The organism is Shewanella sp. YLB-07 (assembly GCF_009377275.1).
On the sequence record NZ_VOQB01000021.1, the window covers coordinates 55966 to 79489 of the forward strand.

Genomic DNA, 23524 nt, shown 5'->3' on the forward strand with positions numbered 1-23524 from the left:
TGGGTCATCGCGAGTGACTCACGGTTTCTATGCGTGCACTCAGTCGCTCATGACATAAAATTGCAGTTTCAATGGTACGTTCTAATGTGGCTGGTACACGCCACGTTTGTTTGGCATCGACAATACATTCACCAGTGAAAAACAAATTGTAAAACTCGTCAGAATGAAAATCCATTTTGTTCTGATAGGTAGGATGCGCCAGAGAATGTTGCATAACCCAACAAGACCCTTTTCCATTTTCATCAAAAAACGTATTACCTTTATACCAATCGTTATACTCTGCATGTTCTGCGTCAAGTAGAGACACAAGCTTTGCTCCAGGACCAATATGGAATGACACGAAATGTGGGTCATCAAGAAGCTGTGTGTTGCCTGTGAGTTGGCTTGATAGTTCAATCAGTGTTTCCTCTTGGGTACAAAGAAATAGAGGTTTGTCGTATACACTGCCACGAGCAGTATCCATATTGGTTGCCGTGATCGACAAGCAAACCAGTCTGCTTTGTTGCTCTTTACACTCAGGATAAGTGATGCAGTAACTCAGCCCCCAAGGCGAGTCAATAACAATGCCGACCGTCTTTTCTTTAAGTGCTTCAGGTAACTGATTGAAGTGCAGTTGAAAACCATGGCTAAACACCTGGTGTAGGGCTAAATTCCCGCTAAACTTACTTGATAGTTTTTGTTGGATAACATGTGCTGGTATCGCTAATACAAAGTAGTCGGCTTGTAGCTTTTCACCATTATTGAGCCAAATATTGGCATTAGCAGGTATCTCTTCATTTTCAAGAATATTCCCCACTTCATGATTAAAATTAAATTTCACACCTAAGGTTTTAAGATATTGATACCATGGCTCAATCACGCTTTGTGAAATAGGAGCGGTGAAACCTAAGCTGTAACCATGGGGATGATCCGGGTGAAATGTTCCCTCTTTATTTCTTAATAAATCTAATACTGAAATCGCAGGAGTATCATCCGTCGCACCAATCCATGCTGTTAGCATAGGTCGTAAAAAGTTAGCAAGCTGCGGTCGTTTCCCATATTGAAAATATTCGCTAACAGGTATGTGAATGTATGAATCATTTATCTCAGCTGATAAAGCCTGTCGTTTGAACCAGTAGATATCATGCAAAGATACTTTTGCATAGAGCATCGAATAGGCAGATTTGGCGTTATCGATCCATTTTTCAATGGTCGAAAAATAGCTACGCTGAAACTGCATCGTTTTATCCGTTTTCGCCCAATGAAATTGCACTTTATTTTGCGGGTGAATATGGTCTAAACATGTACCTGTCTCGGTTGGAATATCCTTTAAAAGAGAGAGCAGACACTTATTTTTAGAGAATATTTGTCGGTGAGTCAGTTCGTGTACTTTACCATCGATAACATGACCAATACATTTTCCGCCAGCAGAAGACTCCTTCTCATAAACAGAGACTCGATAGCCCTGTTTGATGCACTGATGCGCAATAGTGAGTCCAGAGATCCCTGCACCAATCACGGCGATATGAGGCTGTTTTTGACTGTATTCTTTTTGAGTTTTAATCATAATGACTACTTCTAAAAAATGAGCCAGAGACTGCTCTGGCTTACTAAGCATATTAATAAAACGAATGCTGGTATGTTGTGAATAAACGCTAACTTAGGCTTTAATATGTGCAGGTTATGCTAGTTAAAGGCACATCAGACTGCTACGACGAGATATCACTTCTTCACCACTAAAACTGTCATACACGCGAACATCCGGATCCGCTCGTAAGTAACGACTTGGTTTTTTGATCTCTCTGAGTTTGATAAAATTTTGATTACGAGAGTGGCGATTTATCGCCTCAATACGGTAATACGTATTAGGTTTAGCTAAGATCTCGGCTTCATAAGCTTTAAAGGTATATGCATTGATCGCTCGCCCCGCCGATTTAAGTGAGATTTTAAACTGTGCTGCCGACGCACCTTCGTATGCAGCGCTGGCTGAAAAAGTGCGAGCATAGCTCGGGATCCTTGAGGTAGAGAGAAATGCTCTCTCATGCAGAATGTCACCCACATTAATTTTCTCTAGCAGCACATTTTTGATGGTTGAGCCTCGATAAACTGTCCCCTTGTAATTGGGCAGTTTATTCAAAGCCGATTTAATGTTTTTTACACTGCGTTGTGGGGCATCGCCAAAGAGTCCGCCCAGAAAGTCTTTCGGCTCGCCAGCACGTAGGAATTCATTGATCACATCATGATCAACACGCCCATAGCGTTTGATGGCGTTATACTCTTCCGGCAACATTCTTTGCTCAGCTTTCACATGGTGAGCAACACTCCAATCCATCAATGCATCGGCTATGTTTTCTTCTTGCTGTGGACTCAGTGCGCGTCCGGTGAACTCAGTAAAGTCTTCTGCCCACGTAAACGTAGTAAAGACAATCAGTAATACTGATATCAATGTTTTTAACATGATAACTCCGTTGTCAATGTGACTCTCTCGTGGTTAAGTGACGAGAGCATCTCTGTATGTATTAAATGAAATGGCTAACGACAAAATAAGCGCTGCCATCGTGATGACGATACTTCTTCTCCTGAGAACAAATTAAAAACTCGACTGGTGTTTGAAGGCGCTCCAGCCAAGGTATCCATTGCAATGAAGTTGCCCTTTGCCGTTTTTTCAAGCGCTGTGACACGAAAGAAACGCTTAGGTGCAAGCAATACTTCTGCTTCCGGACTGTATTCTGATACCCCGCCCAAGGTATAACTGCCATGTTGTGCATTGATCTCAAAAAAGGCTTTTTCCATTGGCAAGGCTGAAGTAGGTGGTGCAACAGAGAAGCGTATTGCTATTTCAGGTAGGGTGCTGGTTGACATAAATGCCGGATCAAGTAGTACATCACCCACGTTAAGTTTCTGCGCTAATGATTTTTTCATCCAACTGCCGCGAAAAACAGTGCCTTTATAGCGTGGTAATTTCACGAGCCCTCTGCGCACCAGACGAATGTATTTTTGTGCATCACGCGCAGCTGCGCCCCATTCTGCACCATCACTGGCACGTAAATAGTCATTCGCCGTGATGTAGCCCGACACTGAAAAATCCTCAAGTGCACTTTTTTCAGTTGCGGTCAGCAGCTTATGACGCCAGCTCGTTGCTGCTACAGACCAGTCTTTGAACTGTTCTGACAGCTGCGCTAACTCTTGTTGTGTACGCATTGGTTGCTTCAGAGCATCCAATGGCAATGCGAGTAAAATTTGGGAATAAAGGCTGAACGTCAAACTGACGATAAGTGTAATGATGTACTTCATAATTTTGCCCTACATTGTCTTAGACACATTAGAAATAGCGCGAATTATTGGGACTCAACTGGCAACGAAGATGGTTATTGGCTTGTTGTTGAGCCCCCCAGTTAATCACCGCCTGCAAACGCAACTGTTCACGCGTTAAGCTGTCGACCCAATCTGACATTGGATATAACCACATCAAGGTGTCGTTGCCTGATAAGTTCAGTAAGCTTTGTTTCAGGTCGGTGTAATCAATGTCACATGCCCGCCCAATCTGAGCGGCTACTGCGTCTTGCGCAGCGCTGACCTCAGTAATACGCTGGCCCAGTGATGAGCTTGGCGTATACATAGCATCGATTGATGCTCTCAGCGTACCGTCATAACCTGCGGGTAAATTGGAGATACCAGGCACCTCGGAAATGCTATAGCGCAGCAGATATGCTGGCAGAGGTTGAGAAAACAGAGTGTTATGATCGGCTTGAGCTGGGGCGTAATGACCTGTTGTCGTATGCTGAGCATGGACAATGGCAGCATAACGTTGGAAGTCCCCAATTTGTGCATTGAGCCACTCGTTGCCTCTAGTCTCAGATTGAACCATCGCATCCATAATCTTGGTCTTCACAATGCGCTTAAACACTGGCATCACCTTGTCTGATTGCGCGGGATTAACCAGTGCTGAAAAATTCAGTCCTGCACCTTTTAATGCACTATCAATCAAGGGAGCATATTGCTCAATATTGAAACTGTTTGGGTAAGCATAGCTGTGATAGCTGTGACTAAGAGCGGCTTGCCACTCACTCTCTAATGCGCGAGGCAACTCGACCTTGAGCTTGGCTAGGCGATTCTTATGCACATAACTATTTGGACTTGGGTACGCCGCCAGCCATTTAGCAATATCGGCCAATGATGAATTGTGTGACAAATTTTCTTTAGCCAAGTAGTCTTGGCTCCACCCTGCACAAGCATTATTACCACTACATTCATTGCCGAGCGAAGCAAATAGCCAGCGCTGTACTAAGAGCTTATTATCACGGGATTGTTGCTTGGTGGTTTGTTGTCTGGCGTAGTCTTTCAGTTGTGTTTCTAACCATTCATCTTCGTTATTGGCATCCCAGCCATGGGTTACTAATTGCTGCATGGCATCATCAAAGTGGCTGATGTATGTCTGCTTGCTGGGTAGGCGAATCGCGTTTACCACATCATCTTTAGTCTGATCAAACGTGCGGGTTTCCGCGGGGATCCACGTTTCCTCCAAGCACATTGGAATTTGAGGATTACGCCGTGAAACGCCAAAGTAAGTACATTTTGAGTAACCAGGCTGCAAAACTAAAGTTTTAGTGCTGAGCTCGCGACCCGTGGCAGGGCGATAAAGCACGCTGCGTGCCATTTCATCCACCGCATAGCGGCTGGCTTGCTCTTTGAAAAATTGCGTGCTTTGTTGGATGCTACCTGATGCGAATAAGGCATCAATAGTGTCATGTCCCGCTTTACGCATCTCCTGACGTAACTTTTGTTGGATCAGACTCAAGTGATTGTCGGTGGTGTCGACAATCTGTTTTTTTGCTTCTAAGGCTCTGCGATACAGATAGTGCACGGCTGGTTGCGATAATCCATCACGCTGACCTTTACTTAGCTCATCCAGCACGGCGAAAGCCGATTGCTGTAACGCAAACTGACACTGTTGCAAGCTCGAGAGGGCCCGGTTTGCCTCCTTAGTTGAAGGTAGGCGTTGTGGGGCATTGTTGTTTTCTTGGTACGCAGGATAGAGTGCTTCAAGCGCGGTCACTTGAGTTTGGCATGCACTTGAAAAGTCACTGGCAAACAGACGGGTATCTTCCCAATCAAACGCAAAATGCGTACTCAGAGTTTTGCGCACTTCCAGATCGATCGCATTAAGCAAAGTTTCCGCCATCTCAGTCTGTGCTTTCACCGCTTCTTGATAATGCAATTGGTATTTGAGGGCAAGATCTGTGGCATAACCGTTAACCACCTGCGTTAACATCGCATCTTGATTGGCTGCCAGCGCCGCCCAATGTACTTTATTGCGTACGTCTTGCTGAGTCACTAAATCATTGTGTACAGAAAAACTATAATGATCACCTGCGGCTATAGCAGCCCAACGCTTGCTCAAAATATGGCGGTCAATTTCACGTTCTGGCAACTTCAATACGCCGAACCAATCGATTAACCCCATAACCGACGTAAAGCGATCGTAACTGGTGCGTGATTCATCTTGGAAGGTATTAGCGACATCGCGTGCCCATAACCCCACGACAGCAGCATCACCAATCGGCCCCAAAGCTTCGAGTGCCCCTTTGGCTAATCCGCTGGTTGTACGACCCAAAGTTCTCATCAAACGTGCCGCTTCACCACTTTCGATAGCCAAGGTCGAGGCTGGCCCAGTTTCCAATAATAACGAGGTGCGCGCAAATATCCCCTCAGTATCGGGTAACGAAGGCTTTAGTTCAGGCAAATGTTCAGGGGCGGTCGTGAATAAGGTATCAGCAGTGATGTCTTCACTGAAGGTCTGATAATTATCTCGTTGAACGGTATTGAAAGATTCTTTGTCGAGTACCGACAGTTCATCACTCAATTGGCAGATTTCATAAGCATGCGCACTGCTTGTTATCAACGCACAAGCACATGCAAAATAGCTCATTTTCATTATCATTTCCTTGTATAATCTGTATATAGAACACTAATAGAGGATTAGAGCGGCCGAGTTTTAGTCACGCCACTCTAAGATCCAACTGCTGCATAAAAACGGCTAGATTAAGAGGTTTTTGTAAGAAGGTAATATCGGGATAAGCATCGGCGTTGGGGATCTCACTTTTATCATTAGCCGATAAAATAAAATAGTGAACCTCACCGGTCTGAACTTGCTGCATCTCTCCTATTAAGCTGATCCCATCAGCTTTAGCTAACCGGTAATCCATAACGACAACCTGAGGCTGAGATGCTTTAAAGGCTTTGAAAGCCTGGTCTTCATCTTGAAGTGCTCTGACCACAAAACCGCAGGCCTTCAGTACGCTGCCGCATATTTGTAAATTAAATTCATCATCATCAACCAACAATAATGAGATATCGGTCCAAGGCCCACTTGGGTTAGCATGCAATTCAATCTTTTTTTTACTGTAAGCCATCTCAGAAGCCTGGCGATATGGGAAACGAAACAGGACTAATGTGCCTTTATTTTCCTTACTGCGTATACGTATGCTGCCGCCGACCTCTTCTATCACTTTCTTGCAAGTATAGAGACCTATCCCGATCCCCGATTGAATGGCCGGCTTAACATTAGGATCGGTATTGAAAGGATGGGTGATGGCTTTCTTCGACTCGACAGACATACCTTTTCCGGTATCTTTGATCGCCACACGCACAAAGTGCTGACCGGACACGGACTTTAAACTGATATCGAACACGACTTCACTGCTATTACTGTATTTAAAGGCGTTATTGATAAAATTGGTCGTTAACTGAAAAAACTTAGTGCTGTCCAGGCCAATATGTTCTGGCATGTCTGCTTGCACCTGCATCACCAGACGCTTCTCGTGAGTTTGACTAAAGTCGTTGTAATAATCATCTATGGCATTGAGTTCATCCATAAAATGGACATCCCGATAGTCTAAGCTCAGGTGCCCTGCCTCGGCTTTTGAAAAATTCAGGGTGTTTTCTGCAACACTATTGAGTAGATTTGCCGACCAGATGATCTTATCCAGTGTTTTTCGTCCGGATACATCACAGTAATCACTGTCTTTTAGCATTTGGCTGTAGCCTAGCACTGCATTGATAGGCGTGCGGATCTCATGGTTTATGCTGGACAGCAAGGCAAACTTTGACTTAGTCTCTATGGTCATCTGAATGAGACGTGTATGATTACGGATCTTAAGGTACAGGAGTGCCGATAGGCTACCTCCCATGGCTGTGATAAAGAACACCAACAGATACAGTTCGTAAGTCTGGACAGCAGGTGCAATAGACCAGGCCGAGATGCTGTATTGTTTATTGTACTCAGGCAAGTCGATAGTATCGGTACCTTGATACTTTAAAAAAGAGGTCACCCAATTAGCGGCTTCTTTATTGCAATATGCATTGTTAAACTCAGTGCCATCTAAAGTCAGTCGGGCACAGACCCCCTTATATTCATCTAACCTTTTTTGCACCCCCTGATGTGAAATGGCATACACCAGATACGGCATTTGTTGCTGTTCAATGCTAACGATGATGCTGGAAAAATTTTTCATCTGATATTCCAGCTTATCATCCTTATTAAGCTGTACCTTACCAGCTAATATCTCGGACAGAAAAACCGGATCAGATATGTATTTAACTTGGTAGTTATCGTCCAGAGTAAATGCAACCGCAGATTTTATCTTTAACAGCTCCTCGGAGAAAATATTAAATTCTTCCTTTGTAACTATATCAGAGGCATTAAATAAGGAGCGTAATGCGCTGAGCATGATTTTATGTTGCAACAACATATCGTGGGTCGAATTAAAAAATAGATCTTCTTTTCGCTGATAATCATCTTCATACGTTTTATAAAAGTGATGTAGCAGGGTCAAATTGACCAGTAAGATGGTCAACAAGCCAATGATAATACAAAGCAAGGCCGAGGTACTGGATTTCACAATTAACAACCTTAATTTAATTTTTAATCATTAAAATAATAAAAGACAAAATATAACCGCTACTAACTTAAAACAGTTAAATAAATGCACATTTTGTAAACACTTAAAGAGAAGACCACTCCACACAAAAGTGACCGCCCGATACATTAGCTACCATAAGATAGGTGAGTGTTAACTAAATCGATGTTTATCACTCAAAATAAAACAAAACGTTCACCTTAAAAAGTTAGGGCGCAGATAATGTAGAATCATCACAACCAAAACAACTGCCCAACTGGACAGCTAGCAATGAATAATAAAAATAAACTTACAAATGTTTAGTTTATGAGTTTTAATTTATGGGTTTTAATTATTTATAATAATCACTACACCTTAATCACATGAGTCGTCGGTTTTATTCCACTAGCGGACATTTTTAATACCGACCATATTTGCGGATTTATAATATCTTGTGATGGGTCAGTGGCTAAATCTAAGCCTATCTCTGCATAAAACAACACGTTATACATATCCTCACAAGATTAAAAATAACGCTATGAGAAGACTAACAATTTATATATTGCGGCACCTAGACCCCCATAAAGGATAAAACCAAATAAAACAATCAGTTGACACAAACTAAAATAATGCAAACTTGTGATTTATACATTGACCAAAATAATTTACAAAAAATAAGCCAGAGGCTATTCTGGCTTATGGGTCATATTAATAAAACAAATAAATAGTCTTACAAACCGAGGTTTACGACGTTTGCGACTTCGAGCTGGTCTAAAATGTATGTCGGTGTATTGTGAATAAACTCTGTCAGGTCAACTGAAAACGGACCAGTAAAACCGGCACGGCACATAGTGGCTGGATACGCACCGACAATAACAAGTTGAGGTGTTGCCCCGTTCCAATGTAATTTAGCTTCAATCTCAAGATCACTGATGTTAATACCACAGTTGTACGTCCTTGATGTCAAAACACCTTGCTCAATTTGATAGCCACCAACAAGTGGAACTGGTGTTTTTTCTTGTGGGAAAGTGATAGAGGCTTCTGTTACTGATGCATCACTAGTACCAGGAAATACAATTACATTGTTTGCAGATACTGTCGCTGTTGCCAAAAGAGCCACTAAGCCAATTACGTTAATTTTATTCATTATTACTCCATTTAAATTTAAATACCTCAAATGAGAATGAGAACTTATACCATGTAGGGTTTATTCACAAGAAATGAAAGCCTGATTATTTTATAAATCAACCATATTACACAGTCGAATGTATATATTTCCTCACCTCAATAACAAAAACACCAGAGAACTGTAAAGAACCTAATCGTCGTCAATTCAAAACACGAAAAAATACAATGCTAAAACTATCAACCACTTACAGGAAGCAACTCGATAAAAATCTCATTTAAAATATAAAAAAAAGAGGTGGCACTCTTATTGTAAAGAAATAGCCGACTATAAATAAGGGGGAGATGAGAGGAACAAATATAATAATTAATTTACATAAACAACCATCGATTAATACCAACGCCCTCTATTTAAATGAGTAAATACCAGACATAATCTTTCACCACAGATGAGCTAGAGGCTTAAACGACAAGAATCAGAGTATCAAATTGAATTATATTTCAGTAAACAACCTATTATTAAGCCAATATAGTCATCATAACTAAATAGCATCTCACCCCATAATATTCTCAGACATTATATATATAAAACTATGTTATTCCTCTGTTCTATGTCCCGCCAATTTTAAAAGTAGAGAATATATTTCATTTAATTTTATCTATACCATCTTGTAGTATATGCAGACCAAAGAAGTATCTCGAGTGTGTAACTATGGGTTATGAATGCAAGTGTAGCCAAACTACGCCAATGTACCCCATTAATGCTAGCTGTCTCAGGTGTAATATCCCCGCAAATAACCGAAATACTACTTGCCCATGATGCCAACAGCCGATCGGCTACACGAGAGTGACATTTAAAATAAACGGAAAGGATGATGCTCAAAGCTTAGCGCTGGAAGTATAAGGAGAATGGCAGCTATCTTGAAAAAAATAGCCGAGAAAGGTTAAATGCAACTCACTGATACAATGTAAATTTATTGATTTACATTGTTAATGGGTGCCATAGCTAGCGAAAGAGAGTCACTGACTACCACACCCTACAGATCGAATTCTACTTATTAAAGAGTCTTTTAGAGGTACAACTTCTAACTAGTTTCGATTTGCTCTCTATGGTAAAGAGTACACTCGGGATAGGGTGAAAGATTCTCGGTTCTAACATTAACAGAACACTACATTTTCTCTAATCGCTCATCTATGCATTCATTTGATCCCATGCCAAACTCTCGACAAACCCAGGGTCTATTTTCATAGATAGAACACAGTAATGTATCTCGGTCTAAAGCAGAGCACCAGCCATCATCTAATCGCAACATAGATTCATTCCCATGCACATCAACATAAATATGCTGATCAGGAACACCTGTATCGGAAATAATAATGACTTCTGAACTACAACAGCATGCTTGGCAGTTTGAACATTTGACTTCGGAGACGAGTAAATTTTTTACGCTAATGGTCATAAACAACAACAATAAATTTAATGACCAATAGGATACTCTATACTGGAAGTTTTCTCGAATTTATAGAGCCCTAACGCCATTTCAAGCTGCTAATAATCATTAGTTATAATCTAAAACGAAGTAAAAACAAGCCAACGACCATGAGCCAGACTTAAAAATACTTTTAAATTTAATGACTTTCCCCAAGATGGCACGGCAGACCCCGCCCGTGTTCAATCTCAATCATTTCCTTGAGTGAGAGTGTTTATGGAAAAATATCCTACAAGCTTGCAAAACCTAACCTGCATTCATCGGCTGATAACAGGGCTAAAATAGTGGGGCTCGAACGCCAGCCAACTGTTAGCGGCCAGATTAAAAATGCTTTGATAGAGGTAGGATTACCGAACACCATGAATTATAAAGGAAAAAACAAATACACTAAACGCACAAACTAACCTTACAGCCCAAACTGGTAATGTATCAGTGATATATATGATTATGGCTTCCAGTCTACTAGTACCCAAAACCATTATCGCTATTACAGCCACCAATGAAAGATAACCTAAGATAGTAAATATTAAAGGAAATATTGCAGTTTCTGCTGATAAAACTAATGACCCCCCAAAAAATATTCTAATTGTAATATCACTACATTTTGCCAGTTTTGAGTTTACGAGATACGGCATTCCATGAATTAGCTTTTGCGGAAAAAGGACACAAAAAGAACTGAGTAACACCATTCCCAATGCGATAATAACGATAATCAACTGCCAAACTGTATAGTCCACTCCTATTTACCTCTCACGCGCTGCTAGTAAGTGAATCATGTGCGGGCGGTTGATTTATAGAATTAGGCGAACCACACCATCGACAACTGAAAAACCCACTGACCCCTTTATATGCATTCCTTCTCCCAGGGAAAGGTAACCCACCGCACTTGTTGGAAGCCCTGATTTTTTACCTATCAATCTCCCCTTTACTAAGTGGTGCACTGAAACATACTCATTTGAGAAGTCTTGTCCAGCTCTGGGAGCGGGGTCATGAATAATCAACTTGCCATGATTGTAGCCAACAACCGTCACCCAATGGCCCCCTTTTCGGATATAACTCATGCTGTCTTTATCATATTTATACCAGCCAATATTGAGCCAAACTGCAGATTCACGCCCAATACTATCTTTAATCCATTCTAGCCGTGGAATTGTTACCCCAGTAGAAAAACTAGGTGGGTGTTTTCGCCATCCCTGATACTCAAGCTTGCTGTAGTGGCCAAATAACTCCCTAGATATTTTATCTATCCCCTTAAGAAAACCACTCGTGCCAGTTCCATTCTTAAGATGAGTATTCATGTATTCACGAGAATCAAAGAGTTTTGCTCAATTGTTTGACCTGATAGCCAAATTAGTGAATTAGAAGCCGCTACTGGAGCACAGAATTGTTGACCATTTCCAGTGTTATACCCTTTAACATGAGTCTGTGTAAAATCTGGAATTTGATTGATATGTGTATCATTTGCAGTAGAGTGAAAGCTGAACAACAAAATGCATAATAACGGAATTTTCTTCATATTAACTTTAATGACTCAATTAACCACATCACGCTCTTCTCTGGGGGCTCCAGAGAATCTATTTTGTTTTCAAAATCTAAATTCGCACGGTGCTATTTAATCTAATTAATTTCGTCAAAAACAAACCAGATAACAACACTATGCACGATATTAAGGTACTACATGATTCACTCGTAAATCAATGCCCTCAAATTCACAAGAAACGCCTTAAATCTCTTATGATTGCAACCGAATCACTACTCGATGGTAATAGTTAGGCCACAACATTCAAGGTAATAAGAACGGTTTGTCACCACGCTCCTCTGCAACCCTACTATCACTAGAGTACAGCCAAAACCAATGTTAAAATTGCTCATCAAATAATCGATAACCTATTGAATATTATTAGACACACTTCAGTTATAAAACTCATATTTCCCAACGAAGCTAATGTACTGCCATGCCATCGGTGGTAATCGATTGATTTTATTTCCCTTATTTTTCGCAAAACCAACCGGAGGCATTAGCGGTGATCACCATTCCTGCCATAGCCAATCACAATATTGATTTACAATAAAGTGGAGGCAATGATTTGTACAATAAATGAACTATTCTTTAGGGTGAATAAAAAAAAATTCGGATAGATTATGAGATTGGACAACATTTCAATTGCCAAAAAAATATCAATATCACCCACGATTTTAATTGCGATACTCATGATTGTGGCCATCGTGAGTTCCAATTTACTAGACAGTTTGTCGGATGATATGAAGAAAATATCATTCGATTTAGCTCCCGATACTGAATTAGCGGCGGAAATAACAGATAGTGTCTATGGATTACGTTTAACCGTTAAAAACTTTATAAAAACGGGTAAATCGATATATATTGATAAATTTAATCAACAAGCTAATGAATGGACCGCGGATATGACCCGCGCTTATCAAGAAATTCAACATCCAGAACGAGTAAAAATGCTGAAGTCTATTGATGAGATGAAATCCCTTTATTTATCTACGTTTACAACCATCGTTGTCACGAACATGAACAGCCGCAATAGTATCGTTAATGATACCTTGAATGTGAATGGCCCCCATATAGAACAAAAGCTGACACTCGTCATGAGCACAGCAAAGAGAGATGGGGATGTCATTGCGGCTTATCGTGCTGGATTGGCTATTCGCGCACTACTACTGGCACGCTTATACGTCTCTAAATTTTTAGTAGAAAACCTCTCATCCCAAGTCGAGCGATTCAACACTGAATTTAATACCGCAGCAGTAGAGATCGATGTTTTACTCGAAAATCTGGAAAATTTTGAGCGAAGAAAATTGGCTAGTGAAGCTCAAATATCATTAGAACAATACAAAATGGCTGCAAACAAGGTTGCAACTATCATTAGTAAGCGCAATGCGGGGATAAACACGTTAGATACTGTAGGCCCCAAAATAGCTACAGCTATCGCCACGTTACGAGCTTCCATCAGCAATTCGATGGAGCAAGCAGCAACCACAGCACAAGAGCATACAGATACTTCTATTTCTCTTATCATGGGAATGACCGTGGTGGCTGGTCTGATTGGTGTTGTCGTATCATTTACCGTGACCCAAGCCATCATGTCTAAACTAAATAATACCAATAGAGTGCTGGCTGATATAGCGCAAGGTGAGGGAGATTTAACGATTAGAATTCCTGTCTCTGGCAGTGATGAGTTAGCGATATTAGCAACCAACTACAATACATTTGCTGAAAAATTACAAGGAACCGTTCACCACTTAAATACAGCATCGTCTAGCATGCTTGAGTCTGCGATGGAATTGACTCAAAAAGCCAGCAGTACACAACAAGAAGTTCGTGAGCAACAATCTCAAGCACAGCTGGCAGCTTCTGCAATGACTGAAATGTCGGCTAGCGCTCAGGAAGTGAGTCAAAGTGCGAGTCAAGCTGCGGAATTATCGCAATCCACGACTAGCGCAACTACGCAAGGGACTCTGGTAGTCGTTGAAGCGGCTAACTCAATGCAAAGTCTTTCACAACAAATCTCTGATGCGAGTGACACTGTAGAGCTAGTTAGAACTGATAGTGAGCAAATTGGAACGGTTCTCGATGTGATCAGGAGTATAGCAGAACAAACTAATTTGTTAGCGCTTAACGCTGCAATAGAAGCCGCACGAGCGGGTGAGCAAGGGCGCGGTTTTGCTGTTGTTGCAGACGAAGTTCGTTCATTAGCCTCCAGAACTCAAGAGTCAACATCTGAAATTAACAATATCATCAAAATCTTGCAGCAGCGTTCTGAAGCAGCCAGTCAAGCGATGGTACAAAGCAGGAGTAGCGCGGAAAAAACAGCGGCGCTGGTTCATTCAACGGAAGAAACCTTAACATCTATAGAAGGATTCATTACTCAAATCAACGATTCGATTGAGCATATTTCAACAGCAGCCAAGCAGCAAGCAGAGGCCGCTGACGAAGTGAGTATGAACGTCAATACGATGTCAGAGATATCCGATAGAACCTTGTCTGAATCAATGGAAACTACGGCCTCAGCAGAAAAGTTAAACCAACTGGGTACTGAAGTGAATACACTTCTTAGGCAATTTCGAATTTAGTTAAAGAAGGGGCCTTTGACTACACTAACGGATTGATAGCACTGTCTTCTGTAACCAGTGCTATCAATAACCGACTGTAAAAAATACGATGTTAGACAGTGCTTCTCCACAACAGTGATCTTATACTCAGCTATTGCGAGCTTTTCTAAGCGATGATAGCGCCCACAGCACTGGCAATCACCCTTTGCTGATTGATCACTAAATTGCATGTTAACAGCGCCGACAATGATCAAGAGATTGAAAAGTGATGACGCTCGTCTCTGGTAGGGATTGAACCTTTACCCAATCCAGCCACGAGCACGCGGCCGATTGATGCTGCACACGCCCCGGCAATGAATGCGCATCCCAGAAGCGAGAAGCGAATTTAAAGACAACCGAACAGCAATGCTTTGACTGATATGAAAATTCAATACTGTCATGACTCACAGAGTAAGTTGTCACCAGGCATAGCCGTCCAAAGCGCCCATATTACCAACCACTAAGCACCACAACCTTTCAACACTCTTTATCGCCCTCACCCATGAGTCAAGCGCGATAACATCCTCATTAGTGACCGAACTTTACGCCTAAGGCCGGTTAGACTCTAGTCGCATCCCACAATGGTACATTCAGAAATTCAGACAAAATTTGGCCATCAGATTGGATAAAATCATGCTCACGGTGACTAACAATGTTTATTCTGGAGCCATCCTTGAACACCAGATTTAACTCATAGCCACAAGTGACTTGTCGCCCCTCGCCTGCATAGGTTTTGTATATGTATTTCTGCAACAACTGTATAGCGTGGATATCTGCAAGCTGACAATGTTGCTTGCTGCCAATGACAGACTGTTGATTGCGGCTGGTATGATAATCACCGGATTGTAGATCAAAGATATGCACGATGGACCATTGGTGCAGCAGTTTAGTCCCCATCACCAAGGCAATAATACCAACGACAGTCCCAATTAAGAGTGTGCCATCGCCGTGGGTTAACGCGGAAAAAGAAAAGCCAAGGATGACAACAGTGCCAACCAACATCAGTAATGGGGCAAGTATTAGCGGGATCATACGCGGTCTGAACTTTACGCGTGTAGCTGAAACACACTTGGCCTTATGGGAGCAAAAAGATGCATTGTCAGGCACTAACGCTGACCATTGGGTTATCGTAGCAACCAGATCATCGAGTGATGCCGGTTCAAATACTGACGCATGGTGATCTTGTCTGCCTAACATATCTTTGAATTGTCGTAAGAGGCTCATAGGGGCTGTACTACACAGGGAAAAATCCCATTCATTTTATCACGATTTGGATCGAGACAAGATAGAGGTTGATTTAACAGAGACACCCGAGAATGATCAATCTATTTCCGACTTCAATTCGAAACCTTCACAGTGTAAACCACATCCTTTTGCCGAAACTCTCTGCAGCCTTTACATCGACTCTGGTTCCGAGATCAACGCCTTACTGAGCTCGGCTAATCAGACAAGCTAACAAGCTTATGGACCGAAAGAAGCTAAAGCCGGGCCATGGTGAAGCTCCAAACACCCGGGATACAGCAAGCGCTGAGTGAGGCTAGATACCTCTGGCTACCCGATTAGGTAGTACGTGGCACGACACTTGGTTTTTCTCTTGAAAGAACATGAATCCAATCGTCAGCTGTTTGAATGCAATAATGAACAATATCGTCATCTTGAGCTGTAACTTTGAACAAATACGTATGTTCTTTTAAATACCTGAGTAGAGATGAATCCTTGAAGGTAATTATATTACCACTTTCCTCGATTTCATCTTTACTAAAGTCATTCGCGCTTTCGCCTATTACTTGATAATAAACAGTATCATCAAAATGAATGTCATAACCTAGTGAATTGTCATGCACCTCGATTCTTCGAAGGTCTTTAACCGCATTACCCACATTATTTGTAAGGCTTTCTTTTTCAGTAGATAAAGCTGCTTGGCTAAGCGCATGCAGATAGAAAAGACATTTCGGGACTTGAAAAGTCCTCAATATGGCATGGGGCTTAGGCACTGCAAGAGTCGATGCCCTAGACGATTAGATGTTCTATTACTTATCGCTATGTTGGCTGAAATTGTACTTTGGCTCATTGGTATCATCGCTAATCACCTAGGCTAGGAACGTCATTTCCAAGCGAATACTATCCGACATAGGCCTGTACTATCGGTCGTAAGGCTGGGGAAGGAAGTTAGAAAGCGAAAAAGCTACAAGATCACAGAGCAACATTTACATTGGGCAATGGTTGAATACATTAAGAAAGTTCACTGTGCTGGGATGCCTCAATTATGAGGGGATCCCCCAGCGCCCTGCTAATAAGTAACCAATGCTGGCGGGCGATTTGCACAGCAAATGGCGTGACAGCTTTGACGAATCTTCATTCAGCAGCTTGTTATAAGCCGTCAAAATCTTTAAATACCCTGCTTGCATCATCGTTTAATTTTAAGAGACGCATCAATTGTTCCAGAAGTCGCTTTGACGATAGCATCTTCCCAATCCTGCCAAGCCGCAGGGTCAGCCGTATGTCCATCTTGTAGCAATGACATACTGCCCAAGAGGCCACCAATATCGTCAGACCCCATCAACTTGTACATATTTTCAAGAAAAGCATACATAGCAAGGTACGCTTCTTTTTTCGATAAACTATCCATAGTTTATGGCTTGTAACAGCGTATTAGCGTGCATTCCGATAAACACTCCACAGACTTATAAAAACGAAAACAGTAAAGTGCAAACTATTCACAATGATTTTAGTAAGTTATCAGTATGACTTCTGTGAAGCAATAGCCATTTTTGCTGGAGAAAGCGAGAATTTAGATAATCGAGAACCGATCTGGGTCATTATGAACTCTTTAAGTAAGAATTACCAATATAAAATCATTACATTTTCAACAAGATAGAATTGTTCGTTAGGCGAAACCGAGAATTATTCCTTTTACATAACGAGAAGCAACATTTGCATTTAGGCAAATCTGAATTATAACTGTATAAATAAACAGTTATAATGTGAAGAGATTGAGATGTTTACATCACCGTTTTGGGGGTCCGTTCGGACTGTACTACGTACTCGACACTAGAACATACAAACAGGCATAAAAACTGAGAAGGTTTATCTGTATTGGATCAAAATCTTCATCATTTTTAATGATAAAAAGCATCCCCAGGATATGGGTAACCAAGAGATTGAGCATTTTTAAATCATCTAGCAGTGAGCTGGCAAGTGAGTGGAGCGACTCAAATCCCCAAACAAGTGAAAGCCCATACTTTCAGACATTCATTTGCTACTCAGTTGTTACAACATGGTTCGGATATTAGAACGGTTCAAGAGTTACTCGGCCATACCGATTTAAAAACTACTGAGTTATACACTCATGTTATCGGTACTCGCTTTAGTCACACCATAAGCCCAATGGACAGGTTAAACCCAAGTGACACTTTTATCCATTTGTATTCATTATATTTTCCAAAGCAACACAGTATAAAGCTAATGGTCCCTCGAGCATCTCCATATTCAGCGTAGATTGGCTGTCTTTGCTGTTGCAGTCTTTCCCATTGCAACTCAATGCCAGTGCATAGCCATGAAGATAGTCAACCAAGAGATCCAATCCATTCTTTGCCGATTCAACGTCTAAATGTAACGGTTCAATCACGATATTGAAACGTGCAGCAAAGACTTCAGCCGGGCTTATTGTGCTCATCGACAGGAAGGTTTCTAACAATCCAGGATAATGACTGAGTAGTGACAAATAACTAGTGCATAACTTATTTAATTCAAGTTTCCAATTATCTCTCGTGTTGAAATTACCCTCTTCAGGCAGATAAATCTCTTCTATCAATGATGTCGTAATGGCTTCTAACAGCGCATTTTTATTACTGAAATAATGATAGATTGCCATTGCATCAACGTTTAAACATCTTGCAAGCTTACGAATACTTGGTACTTTTCCTTGTTCTCGCATCAAGGACTTTGACATATCCATGATGATTTGGGCGCTAAGTTGGTTGGCCGCTCCACTTGGTCGCCCACGTTTTTTCCCCTTGACAGTCATTCACGCCTCTCGTTACACTACTTTTATTTCTACAGTGTAGAATATTTATATGAAATGTTCAGTATTTATTGCAACCAGTGTTGATGGTTTTATTGCTAAAGAAGATGGCTGTGTCGATTGGTTACACACAGCAGGCAAACCCGAAGCTGATATGGGCAAACAAGCAGATATGGGGATGCTTGACTACATGGCTTCTGTTGACTGTATGATCATGGGCCGCAAGTGTATGGACATGATTTCAAGCATGAATTTGACTACTGAACAGTGGCCCTATGGTGCCACTCGCATTATAGTGCTCAGCAACAGCCTAAATGAAGCTCCTACGAATATGAAAGGTAAGGTAGAGATGTATTCAGGCGATCTTCTAGCCTTAGTGTCCCGGCTTGAAAGTGAAGGACACAAGCATGCCTATATTGACGGTGGCACAACCATTCAGGCTTTTATCAATCTTCAGCTTATCAATGAAATGACAATAACACGCGCACCTGTGTTATTAGGCGAAGGTAAATCATTATTCGGCAAGGTATTCAAAGATATCAAGCTGCAACAAGCTGAGGCTACAGCCTTCCCTAACGACTTCGTTCAAGTTAAGTACAAGATAAGCTATTAGTCTCTAGCGCAGCTAGTAACGCGCAGGCTTAAGCCGAGTTAAACTCTGGCTCATCTTATCTGTTTTATCGAGGTGATTTTTTATCGAGGTACAGTTACTTCTTAAGCACTTCTGCCATATTCGGTACTATCGTCACAGGATCGAGGCGCATCTGATACCAGTTAACACGCCAGTCTAAATGTGGGCCCGTAACCCTGCCCGTCGCGCCGACTTCGGCGATAGCTTGGCCCTGCTTGATAACCTCGCCATCTTTGACATACAGCTTGCTTAAATGTAGAAAGCTCGAACTGACACCGTATCCATGGTCGAGAATAATCGTTCCGCCGGAATAAAACATATCCGCTACGGATAAACTAATGACACCATCGGCAGGTGCGACTACTACAGTACCGGTTTTCGCGGCGACATCGACGCCATAATGAGGATTTCCCGGCTTGCCGTTATAAACACGCTGACTGCCGTAGACACCTGAAATACGCCCCGTCAATGGCCAAATAAAATCTTGAGTGAAAGACTCAATTTCTGAAAACTGACTTCTGGCGGCTCTGACTTGCTTGCTGTCTTTTCTCGAGCGTTCTACCGCTTTGGGATCAGGCTTCATGATCTTTTTACTGATCCCATTCACTCTGTCTATCTTGTATTCTTTGGTCTTGATGCTCAGTGGTTTAATCTGAGTCAAGCCATCAGGATAAACAAGTTTCAATTCTTGCTTTAGCTCGGCCTCGCGGGAAAAACCAAATGCAAAAGCACCTTCTGGGGTCACCTTAAGCGCTTTACCGTTGAGAAATACTTGAGTACCGGGTTCGACCATAGCTCGGATCAGGGCGCCCTGCTCCATCTTCCCCGTCAGCTGAATTTGCGCCGATGCGTTAACGGTAAATAAGAGTGTTAACGCTGCCAGTGGGGTGACTATCTTAGATAATAGAGACATTAATTTTCCAGTTATATGTTTTTGACTGAGATAGCCCCTTTACCAACCCCTTCATAGGCGATCACTTTAAACTCACTCTGAGGCGATTTCTCAACCAGAGTATTAGCAATAAACTCTGCCAACAGCTCTACCGTAGTATCATGTGGAATGATCTCACATTGAGACTTTGGCATGGCGAGTTGGAATTCTCCCTGAGGTGCCTGATAACAGAAGCCATAGTGAGTCTCTTCGCTCACCTTAGCCTGAGGAGAAAGGGTTAATTCGCTCAAATTAACCACATCTTCTTCGGTACCGAGATAGATGTCTTTCCAACGCTTAGCCCAATATTCATCCCACTTAGGTGCCGCAATACCGTTTTCGAAGATATTGATTGGGCTACGATGACCATGAGCAATCCGCTGACAGTTACCATCGTGCTTTTTAAGGCCATGAGAGTAGTGGTAAAATGGTGCTTCATGCATCTCATTACGCAGCGTCAGCGCTATACCTTCGACATTATCCGGCAACACGGCTCTCAATGCTTTCTGCAAGAAGGCATTAACGCTATCAAAGTCGATAATTTCACTGGGGATCAAGGCAAAAGCCTGAGATGGGCATGCGAGGTGAATATCGCCCTGCAGGCTGCTAAAGTCCATCCAGACTTTATCGCCTTTCTGTTGCCAGCGCACTTCACTGCAAGCCGTTGGAATGAGTAAACGGTGATCGGCGACTTCATCAATGGTATTTTTAATGGTGCGCTTAACTTTCGAAAAGTCTAACACCATATTTTGCTCATCTAAGCCGCCATCGAGCAGCACATCGACTATCCAGCTCTCCCCCACCATGCCTCGAATAGGACACAAATAGGAAAAATCGATTACGGTTAAATCTCTAACAAAAAGTTGCATTTACGCTCCTAGATGGAAAAACAGTCCACCTTTTTTACGTCCATTCGGCAATGGCCAAAGGACTGAAATAGTGTCTCAAGACAAAATGTCATGATCTTTAAGGTTTAAGCAAGTTTACATGTGATAACACTAATTTTCGACCCGTTTATTGCGCCTAATTGTAAACTTGCTGAGTATGCTTGATTTGTCATCAGTATAAGCCTGATAATTTACTTCGAATCACTCAGTTTGCTATTAATTTGCTCTGACTTGTTTTCGTATATAGTTTTCGTGTTGTATTAACTTTTCGTAAGCCCATACCCATTGATATGATTACAAGCTGCACAGGAGGTGCATATGCCAGATACGCTTCTCAACCCCACTAGCGCCACTCATCTGAGTCTGTTACACGCAATAGACTCAGACATTTGGTACTACGATGGCCCCACAGTGTCATTCTATGGCATGCCCTATACCACTCGAATGGCGGTAATCCGCCTAGACGATGGTAAGTTGTGGGTCCACTCCCCCTGTAAGCTGACGGATTCTCTACAGCAAGAGGTCGACAGCCTAGGTGAAGTCAGCTATCTCATTGCCCCAAATAAGATCCACTATCTCTTTATTCAAGAGTGGATATCCCGCTATCCTGATGCGAATTCCTATGCGGCGCCAGGCTTGTTAAAGAAATGCCCGGACATCCCTTTTTCGAGCGAGTTAATCTCAAAACCCAATGATGCCTGGCGCGAGCAGATAGACCAGCTTATCTTTACCGGGAGTCCCGCAATGGAGGAAGTCGTCTTCTTTCATCAAGCCAGTGGCACGCTCATCTTGACCGATCTGATAGAAAACTTCCCTACCGCTCACTTTAAACCTTGGCAAAACCATATCGCCAAGCTGGTTGGCATATTAGCCCCGGATGGTCAGACCCCCGCCGACTGGCGTATCAGTTTTATCTTTGGCAAAGAAAAAGCCAGAGCTTGCTTGCAAAAGATAGAAGCATGGCAACCTAAAGCAATAATCATTGCCCATGGTGAGTGTATCTGGCAAGACGCTCCAGCCTTCCTAAAACGCTCATTTCGCTGGCTTGATTAGTTGCTCAGGAAAACTCAGTTAGTCAATTTAAGTCGCAGCTGTTAAGTAGGAGCAGTAATCTTATTCGGCCAACAAAAAAGGCGCTTAATAGCGCCTTTTATCATGATGGTGTCAGAGAATATTGAATCGTACATTCACCATGATTCACCTAAAATCTACTGGCCGCCCTTTAGACGTCGATCTAACTGATCCTTCAAGTTAGCCGGTACGCCTTTTATCATGATGGTGTCAGAGATGGGATCATACATGACCCGCTCACCTAGATGTGCCCCATCGAAGCTAAGCGTCACGCCACCGCCTGTACCAGAGAACTTCTTCAGTTGGCGTAGGGTCGGCTTATCACCAGGGAACTCATCTTCGAGTTCATATTCGCCACCCTTGGCGAAATCATAGAATGACTCCATGCCACTATCGGCGAGCTCATCGGCAAGATCTTTAATTTCAATATCTGCACCAACATCACAGCGCTCAGTACAATAATCGAAGACCTTCTCACGGCACTGCTGACGCTCATCTTTGGTCAGTTCGCTGCTGGAAACGAAATCTTCGACAGCATTCATCAACTGCTTATTTTGAGCCTTAGTGTTAACGCCTTCTACACACCCCATAAAATCGAGGAAGAAGTCAGCAACTTTTCTGCCCGCACGCCCGCGAATAAATGAGATATATTTACGTGAACCTTCATCTGCCTGCCACTCGGTCAAATCGATACGCGCCGCGAGTTGTACATCTTTAAGATCTAAGTGAGTATTTTGTGATAGTTCCATATCATCGAGCACTGTCATCGATGACTTAGCATTCAGTAAAGAAACATACAGATAGTCACTGGTCATATGGGTATAACAAGACAAGAGTAAGTAACCACCTTGACTGAAATCGTACTTGGACAACTCTTCTTGCAATAACTTACCCGCTAAACCTGAAAATTCGACGAAGCCAAGTTGACCATCTCTGTACTCCGTTAACGCCTCCATAAACTTAGGGTTAGCCTCACCATCTTCACCTGAGATACCGAAATGTCCAAAACCTTTACCCGCCTTTGTGGTGTATGTTTGATGTAATTCATCCAACATGGCTTCAACGGCTTCGCCGTTCAATAAAGGTTGGGGACGCAATCGACAGCTTAGCTGTCCGTCACTGTCTTGAATAATGGCATGGATGATGGCTTGTTCGACGTTTATGCTCATAGGTCTCGATAAAGATAATGGTTAAAAATGTGATATCACCAATATAAGGTCACTGTTCGTGCGAATCGGATCGCGTAAACAGTACCTCACTTTCGGGTCAATTTTAATGAGCCTATATTGCCCCAATTGAAATCCTGCTTCAAGAATAAGATGATTAAGACTCACTAGCGAATCTTCGCCAACAGAGTCATTAGCCATAT

General features: G+C 42.2%; 19 protein-coding genes and 2 pseudogenes. 6 read left to right on the top strand and 15 right to left on the bottom strand.

Going from position 1 to position 23524, the window contains the following annotated elements; genetic code table 11:
- Positions 1–4: 4 nt before the first annotated feature.
- The 8 genes from FS373_RS29335 to FS373_RS29370 all read right to left on the bottom strand — a co-directional run bounded on the left by FS373_RS29335 (position 5) and on the right by FS373_RS29370 (position 11790).
- On the bottom strand, positions 5–1546 hold the full coding sequence (locus tag FS373_RS29335) for an NAD(P)/FAD-dependent oxidoreductase (protein WP_152831269.1): 1542 nt from the start codon (positions 1544–1546) through the stop codon (positions 5–7).
- 123 nt (positions 1547–1669) lie between these two features.
- Positions 1670–2437 (bottom strand): ADP-ribosyltransferase, encoded by a 768-nt coding sequence (locus FS373_RS29340; protein WP_144046128.1) that lies wholly within the window; start codon positions 2435–2437, stop codon positions 1670–1672.
- A 74-nt stretch (positions 2438–2511) separates the two neighbouring features.
- Positions 2512–3273, bottom strand: coding sequence for an ADP-ribosyltransferase (locus FS373_RS29345; RefSeq protein ID WP_144046127.1), 762 nt, complete (start codon positions 3271–3273; stop codon positions 2512–2514).
- A gap of 28 nt (positions 3274–3301) precedes the next feature.
- The gene (locus tag FS373_RS29350) at positions 3302–5914 is read right to left on the bottom strand and encodes a hypothetical protein (protein WP_152831271.1); all 2613 of its coding nucleotides are present in this window, start codon (positions 5912–5914) and stop codon (positions 3302–3304) included.
- A gap of 64 nt (positions 5915–5978) precedes the next feature.
- The gene (locus FS373_RS32640) at positions 5979–7880 is read right to left on the bottom strand and encodes a hybrid sensor histidine kinase/response regulator (protein WP_144046126.1); all 1902 of its coding nucleotides are present in this window, start codon (positions 7878–7880) and stop codon (positions 5979–5981) included.
- Between the two features lie 727 nt (positions 7881–8607).
- A complete protein-coding gene (locus tag FS373_RS29360) occupies positions 8608–9024 on the bottom strand; it encodes a hypothetical protein (RefSeq protein WP_144046125.1) in 417 nt (138 codons plus the stop codon).
- 1147 nt (positions 9025–10171) lie between these two features.
- Complete coding sequence (locus FS373_RS29365) at positions 10172–10462, bottom strand: YkgJ family cysteine cluster protein (protein WP_144046124.1); 291 nt, start codon at positions 10460–10462, stop codon at positions 10172–10174.
- Positions 10463–11283: 821 nt separating this feature from the next.
- Positions 11284–11790: a hypothetical protein gene (locus FS373_RS29370; protein WP_152831273.1), complete on the bottom strand. Its 507-nt coding sequence runs from the start codon at positions 11788–11790 to the stop codon at positions 11284–11286.
- Positions 11791–12634: 844 nt separating this feature from the next.
- On the opposite strand from FS373_RS29370, the gene FS373_RS29375 reads away from it, so the two are divergent.
- The gene (locus tag FS373_RS29375; protein ID WP_144046122.1) at positions 12635–14593 is read left to right on the top strand and encodes a methyl-accepting chemotaxis protein; all 1959 of its coding nucleotides are present in this window, start codon (positions 12635–12637) and stop codon (positions 14591–14593) included.
- 576 nt (positions 14594–15169) lie between these two features.
- Here FS373_RS29375 and FS373_RS29380 read toward each other — a convergent pair.
- Both FS373_RS29380 and FS373_RS29385 read right to left on the bottom strand, forming a co-directional pair.
- A complete protein-coding gene (locus FS373_RS29380) occupies positions 15170–15835 on the bottom strand; it encodes a hypothetical protein (RefSeq protein ID WP_144046121.1) in 666 nt (221 codons plus the stop codon).
- Positions 15836–16170: 335 nt separating this feature from the next.
- Positions 16171–16605 (bottom strand): hypothetical protein, encoded by a 435-nt coding sequence (locus FS373_RS29385; protein ID WP_194165952.1) that lies wholly within the window; start codon positions 16603–16605, stop codon positions 16171–16173.
- Between FS373_RS29385 and FS373_RS29390 the strand changes: the two are divergent.
- A pseudogene (locus FS373_RS29390) lies at positions 16534–16881 on the top strand (IS4 family transposase); the annotation flags it as partial. The gene FS373_RS29385 and the pseudogene FS373_RS29390 sit on opposite strands and share 72 nt — an antisense overlap.
- A 137-nt stretch (positions 16882–17018) precedes the next feature.
- Here FS373_RS29390 and FS373_RS29395 read toward each other — a convergent pair.
- Positions 17019–17240 (bottom strand): hypothetical protein, encoded by a 222-nt coding sequence (locus FS373_RS29395; RefSeq protein WP_152831277.1) that lies wholly within the window; start codon positions 17238–17240, stop codon positions 17019–17021.
- A gap of 441 nt (positions 17241–17681) precedes the next feature.
- Here FS373_RS29395 and FS373_RS32820 point away from each other — a divergent pair, with 441 nt between their 5' ends.
- Positions 17682–17786 carry a phage integrase N-terminal SAM-like domain-containing protein gene (locus tag FS373_RS32820; protein ID WP_416221777.1) on the top strand — a complete coding sequence of 35 codons (105 nt, stop codon included), beginning with the start codon at positions 17682–17684 and terminating at the stop codon, positions 17784–17786.
- A 38-nt stretch (positions 17787–17824) separates the two neighbouring features.
- A pseudogene (locus FS373_RS32825) lies at positions 17825–18010 on the top strand (tyrosine-type recombinase/integrase); the annotation flags it as partial.
- A 16-nt stretch (positions 18011–18026) separates the two neighbouring features.
- Here the strand turns inward: FS373_RS32825 and FS373_RS29405 are convergent.
- The gene (locus tag FS373_RS29405; protein WP_144046117.1) at positions 18027–18638 is read right to left on the bottom strand and encodes a TetR/AcrR family transcriptional regulator; all 612 of its coding nucleotides are present in this window, start codon (positions 18636–18638) and stop codon (positions 18027–18029) included.
- Positions 18639–18687: 49 nt separating this feature from the next.
- Between FS373_RS29405 and FS373_RS29410 the strand changes: the two genes are divergently transcribed.
- Entirely contained in the window at positions 18688–19248 is a 561-nt protein-coding gene (locus FS373_RS29410; protein ID WP_152831279.1) for a dihydrofolate reductase family protein, read from the top strand.
- Positions 19249–19342: 94 nt separating this feature from the next.
- Here the strand turns inward: FS373_RS29410 and FS373_RS29415 are convergent, their stop codons facing one another.
- Together FS373_RS29415 and FS373_RS29420 are read right to left on the bottom strand one after the other, a co-directional pair.
- Positions 19343–20179, bottom strand: coding sequence for a M23 family metallopeptidase (locus FS373_RS29415; protein WP_152831281.1), 837 nt, complete (start codon positions 20177–20179; stop codon positions 19343–19345).
- Between the two features lie 11 nt (positions 20180–20190).
- On the bottom strand, positions 20191–21066 hold the full coding sequence (locus tag FS373_RS29420; protein WP_152831282.1) for a 6-carboxytetrahydropterin synthase: 876 nt from the start codon (positions 21064–21066) through the stop codon (positions 20191–20193).
- Between the two features lie 336 nt (positions 21067–21402).
- Here FS373_RS29420 and FS373_RS29425 point away from each other — a divergent pair, with 336 nt between their 5' ends.
- Positions 21403–22137, top strand: a complete 735-nt coding sequence (locus FS373_RS29425; RefSeq protein WP_152831284.1) for a DUF4336 domain-containing protein — start codon at positions 21403–21405, stop codon at positions 22135–22137.
- Between the two features lie 155 nt (positions 22138–22292).
- On the opposite strand, the gene yejK is transcribed toward FS373_RS29425, so the two are convergent.
- The gene (yejK, locus tag FS373_RS29430; protein ID WP_144046113.1) at positions 22293–23324 is read right to left on the bottom strand and encodes a nucleoid-associated protein YejK; all 1032 of its coding nucleotides are present in this window, start codon (positions 23322–23324) and stop codon (positions 22293–22295) included.
- Positions 23325–23524 lie beyond the last annotated feature (200 nt).